This is a genomic window from Telmatospirillum siberiense, assembly GCF_002845745.1.
In the GTDB taxonomy this organism is placed as follows: domain Bacteria; phylum Pseudomonadota; class Alphaproteobacteria; order Rhodospirillales; family Magnetospirillaceae; genus Telmatospirillum; species Telmatospirillum siberiense.
Genome location: NZ_PIUM01000036.1, coordinates 56,981 through 66,551 on the forward strand (window position 1 = coordinate 56,981; position 9,571 = coordinate 66,551).

7 protein-coding genes and 1 tRNA gene are annotated in these 9,571 nt (G+C 61.5%); 4 read left to right on the top strand and 4 right to left on the bottom strand.

Features of this window, described 5'->3' with window-relative positions; all coding sequences use genetic code 11:
- Positions 1-256: 256 nt before the first annotated feature.
- Together CWS72_RS22970 and CWS72_RS22975 are read right to left on the bottom strand one after the other, a co-directional pair.
- Positions 257-1,189: an L-lactate dehydrogenase gene (locus CWS72_RS22970; protein WP_101252986.1), complete on the bottom strand. Its 933-nt coding sequence runs from the start codon at positions 1,187-1,189 to the stop codon at positions 257-259.
- A gap of 101 nt (positions 1,190-1,290) precedes the next feature.
- A tRNA-Asp gene (locus CWS72_RS22975) sits at positions 1,291-1,367 on the bottom strand.
- 221 nt (positions 1,368-1,588) lie between these two features.
- Here CWS72_RS22975 and CWS72_RS22980 point away from each other — a divergent pair.
- A complete protein-coding gene (locus CWS72_RS22980; protein ID WP_101252987.1) occupies positions 1,589-1,765 on the top strand; it encodes a DUF4169 family protein in 177 nt (58 codons plus the stop codon).
- A gap of 53 nt (positions 1,766-1,818) precedes the next feature.
- Here CWS72_RS22980 and CWS72_RS22985 read toward each other — a convergent pair whose 3' ends face one another.
- Positions 1,819-4,845, bottom strand: a complete 3,027-nt coding sequence (locus CWS72_RS22985) for an autotransporter outer membrane beta-barrel domain-containing protein (RefSeq protein ID WP_158240790.1) — start codon at positions 4,843-4,845, stop codon at positions 1,819-1,821.
- Positions 4,846-5,372: 527 nt separating this feature from the next.
- On the opposite strand from CWS72_RS22985, the gene CWS72_RS27940 reads away from it, so the two are divergent.
- Complete coding sequence (locus CWS72_RS27940) at positions 5,373-5,528, top strand: hypothetical protein (protein WP_158240791.1); 156 nt, start codon at positions 5,373-5,375, stop codon at positions 5,526-5,528.
- A 17-nt stretch (positions 5,529-5,545) separates the two neighbouring features.
- Here the strand turns inward: CWS72_RS27940 and CWS72_RS22990 are convergent, their stop codons facing one another.
- Positions 5,546-7,084 carry a CYTH and CHAD domain-containing protein gene (locus tag CWS72_RS22990; RefSeq protein WP_158240792.1) on the bottom strand — a complete coding sequence of 513 codons (1,539 nt, stop codon included), beginning with the start codon at positions 7,082-7,084 and terminating at the stop codon, positions 5,546-5,548.
- Between the two features lie 163 nt (positions 7,085-7,247).
- Between CWS72_RS22990 and CWS72_RS22995 the strand changes: the two genes are divergently transcribed.
- Together CWS72_RS22995 and CWS72_RS23000 are read left to right on the top strand one after the other, a co-directional pair.
- Positions 7,248-8,435 carry an SPOR domain-containing protein gene (locus tag CWS72_RS22995; protein ID WP_101252990.1) on the top strand — a complete coding sequence of 396 codons (1,188 nt, stop codon included), beginning with the start codon at positions 7,248-7,250 and terminating at the stop codon, positions 8,433-8,435.
- Positions 8,432-9,406, top strand: a complete 975-nt coding sequence (locus CWS72_RS23000; RefSeq protein ID WP_158240793.1) for a TAXI family TRAP transporter solute-binding subunit — start codon at positions 8,432-8,434, stop codon at positions 9,404-9,406. Before CWS72_RS22995 ends, CWS72_RS23000 begins: the two co-directional genes overlap by 4 nt.
- The last annotated feature ends 165 nt before the right edge of the window (positions 9,407-9,571 follow it).

Genomic DNA, 9,571 nt, shown 5'->3' on the forward strand with positions numbered 1-9,571 from the left:
CGCACGGACGATAATCGGGGGGCGTTCCTAAATCAGTACAAAAGTAAGGAAATATACCGGAAAGGACTAGTGCCCAGGGTCGTTCGACGGGGAAGCGGTTGGAACAACTGCTCTTTTTTACAACCCGCGCCATGTGCATGGCTGACATGCGTTTTTGGCGTGTATTGAGGCAAAATCTTCGAAAAGCCTTTGTTTTTAATCGGTTTCTCGAAGGTCTTCATCGTCTGCGGCAAAAGCGGGAGAAACTCCCGCGGCCTCAGATATGCACGCTGTCGGCCGCTTCCTTGAGGATCGTGGCACTCCGCAGCAGCGCCTTGCGCTCGTCGTCGTCGAGTTTTGGGACGAGGCTGGCGCCGGCGCCGCCGGCGCCGACGATCCGCGGCAGCGACATGGTCACGCCGCTGATGCCGTCGTAAAGCTCGGTCTCCGCCGAAATGGACAACAGGGCTTTTTCATCGGTGGCGATGGCCTGCACGATGCGGGTGAGGCCACTGCCGATGCCGAACCAGGTCGCGCCCTTGCCGTCGATGATGCGATAGGCGGCCCGGCGCACGGCGTCCTCAATGCGGGCGCGGGCCTCGGTGTCGATCGGCCTGTTCATCTGGGCGGCCATTTCCTGTACGCCGACATTGCCGACAACGGCCCCCGACCACCACAGGACCTCGGAATCTCCGTGCTCGCCCAGCACATAGGCATGCACCGATTTCGGCGATACGCCCACATGCTCGCCCAAGAGGGCGCGGAAGCGCGCGGTATCCAGAATGGTACCCGAACCGATGACCCGTTCGGACGGCAGGCCCGAGATGCGCCGCGCGATATCGGTCATCACGTCGACCGGGTTCGATGTCACCAGCAGCAGGGCTTGCGGCGCATGGGCGAGAACCGATGGAATGATGGCGCCGAACACCTTGGCGTTGCGTTCCAGCAGATGCAGGCGGGATTCGCCGGGTTCCTGGCTGACGCCTGCCGAGAGGACGACGACGTCGGCCCCGGCCAGGTCTTCGTAGCCGCCGGCCCAGATGCGTGTCGGAGAGGCGAAGGGAGTCCCGTGTAGGATGTCTTGCGCCTGGGCGACGGCCAGTTTTTCGTTGCGGTCGATGAGAACAATTTCGCTGGCGACGCCGCGCATCACCATGGCGAAGGCGGCAGAGCTGCCGACCATGCCGGCACCGACTATTCCGACTTTCATCTTGTCTCATCTCTGTTGCTGTGGCTCACGGCGGACGAGTGTATCCGGCCCCGACCCAACGGCCAAAGACGATTTATGAGAAGCTGATGAAACCAGGGGAATGGCGGGAGTGACGGGGCTCGAACCCGCGACCTCCGGCGTGACAGGCCGGCGCTCTAACCAACTGAGCTACACCCCCTTCGTTCGGGGAGGCGGACGTATAGCAAATGTTGTTTTTGCGTGCAAGCGGGCATTTTGTCTTTTCTCACGCTAATGGTGATTTTCTGTAATACCGGTTGAGGGGGTGGTGGGGTGGTTCCCGTTTCGCGGGGGCATAACGACTTTTATCATTCGAAAGGCAGGATATCGTCCGGTCCGCCATTTGGTTAGAGTGGTGGCCGATATCTGGAGAGGGGCATCATGGCCGAAGTGATCAATCTCAATCGCGTCCGCAAGGCGCGCAAGAAAGCCGAGGAAGCCAGGGTGGCCGAGGAGAACCGCTCTCGTTTCGGCCGGGGCAAGGTGGAAAAGGCCCTTCGGGAGAAGGAAGTCTCGCGCCTGGAGAAGGATTTGGACGGAAAGAAGATCGACGAGTAGCGTCGAGTAAGGGGCCGAAGGTTCAGGGTAATCGGGTTCACCCGATTACCCTGTCAGAAGGTCCAGGTGGCCTTGACCAGTCCCGTGTGGCTTTGATAGGCGGGCCTGAATTCACCTTCATATTCCGCCCGGAAATTGATGTCGCCATAGGTGTCGATGGTGGCGGCCAGATTGATCTTGGCGCCATCGGGACTGGTTCTGGCCACCGTGCTGGTGAAAATCTGTCCGCCGATCAGGCCGGAACTGGCGATGGGGCCTTGGGTATAGTCGTGGACCCAGGCCAGACGGACTTCCGGCGTCACCTGTCCCCAATCACCCAGCAGCTTCCAGGATAGCTTGCCGCCCAGATCATGGGTCAGAGATTGTACGCCGCGGCGATCGATGGCCAGATTGGCGTCCGAACCGGTCTCCCTATATCCGGCGCTGACCGCGCGCAGAAAACGCAAGCCCGCCAGCGGGGTGAGGGTCACCTCGCCATTGACGTCGAAGTCATATCCACCGCCCAGCTTGACCAGATACTGCTGTCCGTCGTAATCGGCCTTCGCTCGCTGTCCCAGAAACTGAATGGCGCGAGTCTGGTCGAACGTGTTGTAGCCGAAGCCCAGTTGCCAATCGGCGAAGGCCCGCTCCAGGCGGTGCAGTCCATATCCGGTCACTTGATAGCTGTTCATGGTGGCATAGGTGCCCGAGGCTCCATCCGCGCCCCAATTCCATCCCTTGGTCCAACTGGCCGCGATGCCGATGACGCCGCCGTCGGGCATCATATGGTCCAGACCGGAAACCAGGCCGAAGCTGCGTGAGCGATAGCCGTTGACCTGCCCCGAGGTGCTGCGTAGCGCGCCGCCGCCGATGACTTGACCCCAAAGGCCATAGCTATGGGAATCGGAGCCCGCCGCGATGCCGCCGCCGTTGTTTTCCAGCAAGGCGAGTTCATGCTGCTCGATGACCGATGTGGTGGGGGCCGTCGCCTGTGCCGCTTGCGCCGCCGGAGTGACCTGACTGGGGGTCAGTTGCTTGATCGCGGTTTGCTGCGCGACCGGGGAGAGATCGGAAAGGGGGGCCAGGACGGTATTTTGAAAAGCCACGGAGACGGGCGAACTGGCGTGAGAAATCGCGTCGAGCGCAACGCCCATGCCCGTCGCGGACCCGCCGGCCGATTGACCCTTTCCGGTGTAATTGCTGGGGCTGAGCGTGATCACGAGATCGTTCCCGTTGTCGGCGGTCGAGAGAACGCCGCTCAATCCGCTGGTTCCCCGTATTTTCAAGGAATTGTCGGAGTAGGTTCCGCTTACATTGGCGTCGACGAGGGTATAGGTCCCGGTGGTCAGATTGGTGCCGTAAAAGGTGACGGTCGTGTTGCTGACGGTGGCGCGATTGGTTCCCGACAGGGTCAGAACTCCGCCGTCGGTTATCAGCAGATTGCCGCCATTTTGGACGTAGTTGCCATTGATGACGAGGGTATTCGAGATTTTGAGGCTGGCATTGCCGCCGACGGTCAAGGTCCGGCCGGAAAGGTTGACGTTGTCATTCAGCCATATCTTGCCCGACGACAGAGTTATGTCCGCCGAGCCGCTGGTCAAAGTGCCTACCGTGCCGGGATTGCTCAAGGAGGCGCCGCCTCCGTTGTACCCGGTCAGCACGGCATAGGCGCCGTCACCCCCGGTGATGGTCATGGTCGATGTGCCGGTGTTGGTGATCGAACCGGCAATCAGGCCGCTGTTGTTGAGTGTCGCCACGGCGCCGGTGATGGCTCCGCCCTGGCCGTTGATGGTGCCGGAGTTGGCGATGGTGCTGGCACCGCTGCCGGTGACGAGCGCCGTTCCTCCGCTGGAGGAGACCGTTCCCGAATTGGCGATTCCGTTCGTCGTGCCGTCCAGATAGATGCCGTGGCTGGTCGTGTTGATGGTGCCGGTGTTGACGACCGTGATGGCTCCGCTGGTGGTGGCGGACGCCGCCGACGTATCCGAGATCGTGTCCACCGATCCGGTCCCGCTGCCGCTGTCCGCGAAAATGCCGCTCTGGCCCGTCAGGACCCCGCTGTTGGTGATGTTGATGGACCCCTGGGGTGTATGCCCCACCAGTGCGGCGTCGTTGTTGGCGGTGACGGTGCCGGAGTTGACGATCGTGACATTGCCGTTGCTGGTGGCATAAGCGCGGATGCCCGAATAGCCGATGGCCGCGCTGCCCGTGCTGGCGGCGCGCGATGCGCTGACTGTTCCGCTGTTGATCACCGTGGCATTGCCGTTGGCCCCAGTCTGGGCGACGATGGCATTGCGGTCGCCCGAACTGACCGTGCCGTTGTTGGTGACGCTGGCGTCGCCATAATCGGACCAGGCGATCAGCGCCTGCCGCGTCGCCGAGGTGACCGCGCCTGAATTGATGATGCTGGACAGGCCATTGTAATTGATGGCGCGGGCCCCGGCCAAATAGGCGTTTACCGTACCCGAATTGTTGATGATGACCGTTTTCGCGGGAGCCAGGACGCCGGTCACGTTCAGGTCGGCATCCAGGGTGACGGAATTATGGTTGCCTTCGGCGTAAAGTCCCCGGCCGTTGGTCGTCACTGTGCCGCGGTTGGTCACGCTGGCCCCGCCCAGACTGGTGCTGGCGGTGATGCCGTCGGCGTTTCCCGCAACCGGGTTGTTGCTGCCGTCGACGCCCGTGACGGTGACGGTGCCGCTGCTGTCGATGGTGATGTCGCCGGACGTTTCGCTTCGCGCCCAAATGCCGCCTCCATACGCGGCAAAGGCGGTTATGCTGACGCTGCTGCCGACCGTGACATTGACGTTCTGGTTGGCCAGCGCCGTTTTCAGCGTGACCCCGTTGCCGGCGCTCAAGCCGCTGGTGGAACTGGGGTTGTCGATGGTGGTGGTGCCGGACAGGACCAGGGTCTGGGTATAGCTGCCCGTAGCACTGTCGCCCGGGGTGTAATAGACGCCTTGTGTCGTGACGCCGTCGACCGTCAGGCTCGATGAACCGGTATTGGGGGTGACGATGACCCCGCCCGCATCGCATTGCGTAATGGTGCTGTTGGTCTCGCTGCAACCGGCCCAGGCCTGGGAACAGTCGGCAAGTCCCACGACAAGTCCACCAGCGCAAATCGCAAAACGCGAAACAGTATTGGAAAGGCGGTTAATGCGCTTTCTTCTGAATGTCATGGTCTTCCCCACCGCTGAACGTTTTTCCGGCCTATTTCGCCATTTGATGGAATTAATAATCCATATAATTCCATCTTGATAAATAGAAATGTAAAAATTTTTAAAATTCATCAGTTCATAACGAATATTAACAGTGCAAATTTCAAGCATCAACGAATATGTAGATAAATTTTTTGAAAACGCATAGCAAAATAGTGGTTTTTCCCGAGATGTGGGTCGTGTCTTATGATAGTCTTCCCACCGAAAAAGACCGGAATAGCCTGGGAAAGGAACGTATTCTCCATATTCTTCCTCTGTCTTTGAGATTTTGGTGATTAAGGTCTGACAGGCGATGCGTCGTTGACGTCGCTTCAAGGAAGAAACTCGTCATATCCGATAGCGTCCCTGGTTTGGGATGCCGACCTTGTGATCCCGTCGGGGCGGGGCCACCTGTTGGGCCGGAGGCGCCGATGAATTGGTTCTTATGGCCTGGTAATTGGCTTTGCGATCGGCTCGGTTTGCGAGACCCCGATGATCGCCAGGCATTTCGGCTTTTCGCCAACATGATCATCTGGAGTTTGGTGATCGTGCTGGCCGCGGTGGTTTTCGGCATGACCTTCGGATAATTCCATGCCGTCCGGCCTCAGCGCTTCCAGGGGCGCGCTTGCTTGTCGAAGCGGCGCCAATCCTTGATAGACTGTTTCACCAGGTCGTCGACGCGGGCCAGATGCCAGCCGGCGATCATGCCCGCGGCCCATAACCGTCCAGAATCTTGGGCAGTCTCTCCGTGTCGGGCCAGCCGTTGCCGGCCAACGGCGATGTCGTGCAGCAATCCCAGCCGGTCTTGCAGGGCGCCCAGGTGTTCCACCAGTTTCCGGCTTTTGATCCCGCGAAACAAAGACTCAAAAAAATCAATTGAGTACCTTAGTTTCTTAATATGAATTCGCGTCGTGTGCCGCCCTGTTTCATCGTCTTCCGACAGGTGACGCATGCCCCGGCCGGCTTTCCGTTCAAGCTTATTCAGGGTCGTTTCGGCCAAGTCTCGGATCGGCATGTCGAGAAGAGAGCGGCGTTCCGCTCCCTCGGCCTCCTGCCAGTCTCCGGCTTCGATCCAACGGCCGAGGCGCAACAGCAGGTGGGTCAGGCGGGGGGTCTTGAGGAGTTCTTGCGCGGCGGTGTAGGCGGCCCGGCGTTCCGCCGTCAAATCCTGCTGCAGGAGATGGAAACCCGGTTCGTCGTCCAATATCCCGGTCAAGGGGGCGAAGATCTCATCGAAGAAAACATCCCCGTCGCGCGCCGCGCCCAGTGGCGTGAGCAGCCACCGCAGCTCTTCTTTCAGCCAGCGGCTTTCCGCGGTATCGAGAAAATCTTTGAAAATTCCGATGGCGGAGCGCAACCGGCGTAACGCGACGCGCATCTGATGGATGGTTTCGGCGCCGGGACCGCCGTCCAGATTGGCATAATTGGCCAAAAAATGCGCAAGGCATGAATGCGCGATGAGACGGAAGGCTTCGGCCGCGGAGAGGGTGGCGGCCAGTTTAAGCGGGTCGGCTTTATAATGTTGGCGCTTTCTGCCGGTGAGAAGGTCGTACCCCCGTCCGGCCTTGGTCGCCGTCTCGATGATGAACGGAAGATCCCGTTGCAGCGCAAGCGCCAGATCGAACAGATGCTTCGGCTGGCCGCGCTTGAGTTCCAACTCGGCCTCGCACACCGGAATGCTGTCCTGCGAGGTGGTGATCAGCCCTTCGTCCAGGGCGAGTTCGATTTCCCAATCCTCATCGGACAGATGATAGACGGTTCTGCGGATTTCGCTGGTGAAGACGGGCTGCAGGGCGCGCCACAGGCGGGCGTCGGCGAACTGCGGTGGAACGGTTTCGTCCCCGATCTGTCCGATTTCCGGGGTGTCCCCGGTAATTTCGCTCTCCCATTCGCCACGGGCGCGGACGCCTCCGATCATTTCTCCCATGTCCTTGATGGTTTGCAGGCGTCGGCGGCCGAGGTGGCGGACGCGCAGGACCATTTGCAGGTCGTAGAGACGGAAATCGGGAGTATCGAAATAAACCGATTTCATGAAACGGGTGGTCGGGCGCGCCCGCTTCAGACGCGCGATCAGGCGATGGCGCCGCAGCCTGCGCATTCCCGCCGCGTCGAGCCGTAATTTCAGTTCCGTCTCCGTCGGCATGGCCTCTCCCGTTTCCGCGTTTCTCATCATAGCGCAGATTCAACGGTCTTTCCGCTCACTTGCGCCCGATTTTCAGCCGCGTTGCGTAACAGGAAGGTACGGCTGATACTGAAGGTTCCAGGAATCGGCTCGGGATAAAGAGAATAAAGACCGAAGGATCATCATGAAGAAGTTGTTTTGGTTCGGCGCCGGAATGCTAGCCCTGTCGGGCTGCACGATTCTGACCGACGCGGTGACGCAGGACATTGCGGTGAGGAGCAATCCTCCCGGCGCCAATTGTTCGCTGACCCGTGACGGCGTCTTGCTCGGCCGCGCCAATCCGACGCCGGGTTCGGTCCTGATCAGGATGGACAACTCTCGTGATATAACCGTTTCCTGCAGTTTGAGCGGCTATCAGGACGCCAGCCGGGTCATCAATCGGGGGCTGGGTGAACTGGTCTGGATTGGCGGGAGCAGTGGGTGGGGGACGACGGCGCCCAGAGGGGCGGACGCCAAATATGAAAACCCGGTGGTCATCAATCTGGTGCCGGCGCCGGCGGAAGCCGTGGCGTCGCGCCTGCCGGGCGCCAGCCTTGGCGATCTGGCCAACGAAGGCGACGCCAACATTATCCTGCGGTTCCAAACGCTCGAACGACTGTTCGATGAGGGGCTGATCACCCGGGAGGAATACAATCGCCGCCGTGGCGCCAATCTCGGCGCCCTATTGCGTTATACCGCCGCGCCGCCGGCCATCGACCTTTCCCGCTCGGCGCCGAAGCCCGAGCAGGTGGTCGATCGCCTGCGCTATCTGGCCGTGGCTTTCGAGGAGAAAAGCATCTCGGCGCGCGAGCAGACGGCCGAACGTACGATCATTCTGGACGCGCTGTTGCCTGCCACGCCGCGCTTCAAGGCCGATCCGCCGCCGCCGGTCACCGACGAATTGCAGGCCGCGGCCGTGGTGGGACGTCTGGAAAGGCTGGCCGCCGCCAACGTCATCAATGCCAAGGAGCAGGCAAAAGAAAGGGAGGCTGTCTTCCGTTCCGTCCAGGCTGCCCGGGCCAGCGCCGAAGCGGCGGCGAGTGCTGCCGTCGGTGTGCTGCCGCCCCCAACGCAGCCAAGGGGGCCCGGTGTTATGCTGGGGTCTTATTCCAGCGAGAATCAGGCGCGTCTGGCCTGGGCCTCGTTGCAATTGACCCACGCGGCCGAACTCGGCTCGCTGCGGTCGGAAATCAAGCAGGTAAGGTTGCGTCGGCGCGGAGTAACCTATTATCTGAACGTCGGAACGCTGCAGAGCCGCCAGGAGGCCATCGCCCTATGCAAGACCTTGAAGTCGCGCCGCCAGTTCTGCAAGCCGACGGTTTTCGGAAAATGAGCCTATTGCGGGGTGGCCGGCGATTGCTGTTCGCCGCCGCCTCGTTGTTTTGTCTGCTGCCGGGGCCGGCCGGCGCCGGAAATGTGGCGACACCGGCCCCCATCGTCATGGGGACCGCAACGTCCGGCGGTGGTTTCGAGGTCTATGGCCGGGCGCTGGCCGAGGCGGTGGCCGAAAACGACCCGGGTTTGGTCATCCTGCCTCGCGCCACGGCGGGCAGCCTTCAAAATGTGCCATTGCTGCGTTCCGGGACCCTTGATATCGCCCTGGTGCAGGGAACCGCCGTCGAGGAGGCCCTGGCCGACGGCCAGAAGGGCAAGAATCCGCTCTCCATTCTCTACGCTCTTTATTCCAGTCCCGGCCTGTTCGCCGTTCGCGCCGACCAGCCTTATCGCACCATCGACGACTTGCGGGGCCAGGCGATCGCCTTCGGGGCGGCCGGTTCCGGTCTGGTGGGGTTGGCCAGGGATGTTCTGGGCGGCCTGGGATGGGATATGCGCCGCGACTTCGACGCCCGCCTTCTGGAACGGGCGGGGGACGGGGCGGATCTGGTCTTGAACGGAGAGGTGACGGCGCTATGGGGCGCCGGTGTCGGCTGGCCCGCCTTCCAAGCCGTCGCTGCGGGACCTGCCGGAGCACGGTTCATCGGGCTGGATGACGAGGATATCGCGCGGGTGACGGCGAGGTATCCCTATCTCAAGGAAATGTCGGTGCCGGCCGGCGCCTATCCCGGGATGACGGAGGCGGTCAAGACCGTCGGACCGTGGAGCTTCATCATGGTGCGGCCGGGGTTTCCCGAAGATCTTGCCTACCGCCTGGCTCGCGCCCTGCACCTGGCCGAGGCGCGATTGGCGGCCCGGTTGCCGCAAGGGGCGGAGACGACGGCGGTCAACACCGTGTCCACGGCGGAGGTCGGCGTTCTGCATCCGGGAGCCATCCGCTATTTCCGGGACGTCGGTTTGCTGCCGTGACATGACATGCCAGGGTAATCGGGTGAGCCCGATTACCCTGGTTTAAATTGTTGCCCCTCACGCGCCGGGCGGCGGACACCCGTCCGCCTTGGCTGCCTCCGCTGAAGATTCGGGGATCGCGGTAGGGACGCTCATTGCTGAGCGCCCCCCGCACAGATCCGTACG

Excerpts from the sequence above, each read along its gene's own strand:
- CWS72_RS22970 (WP_101252986.1), bottom strand. The coding sequence starts at position 1,189 with ATGAAAGTCGGAATAGTCGGTGCCGGCATGGTCGGCAGCTCTGCCGCC.
- CWS72_RS22980 (WP_101252987.1), top strand. The coding sequence starts at position 1,589 with ATGGCCGAAGTGATCAATCTCAATCGCGTCCGCAAGGCGCGCAAGAAA.
- CWS72_RS27940 (WP_158240791.1), top strand. The coding sequence starts at position 5,373 with ATGAATTGGTTCTTATGGCCTGGTAATTGGCTTTGCGATCGGCTCGGT.
- CWS72_RS22990 (WP_158240792.1), bottom strand. The coding sequence starts at position 7,084 with ATGCCGACGGAGACGGAACTGAAATTACGGCTCGACGCGGCGGGAATG.
- CWS72_RS22995 (WP_101252990.1), top strand. The coding sequence starts at position 7,248 with ATGAAGAAGTTGTTTTGGTTCGGCGCCGGAATGCTAGCCCTGTCGGGC.
- CWS72_RS23000 (WP_158240793.1), top strand. The coding sequence starts at position 8,432 with ATGAGCCTATTGCGGGGTGGCCGGCGATTGCTGTTCGCCGCCGCCTCG.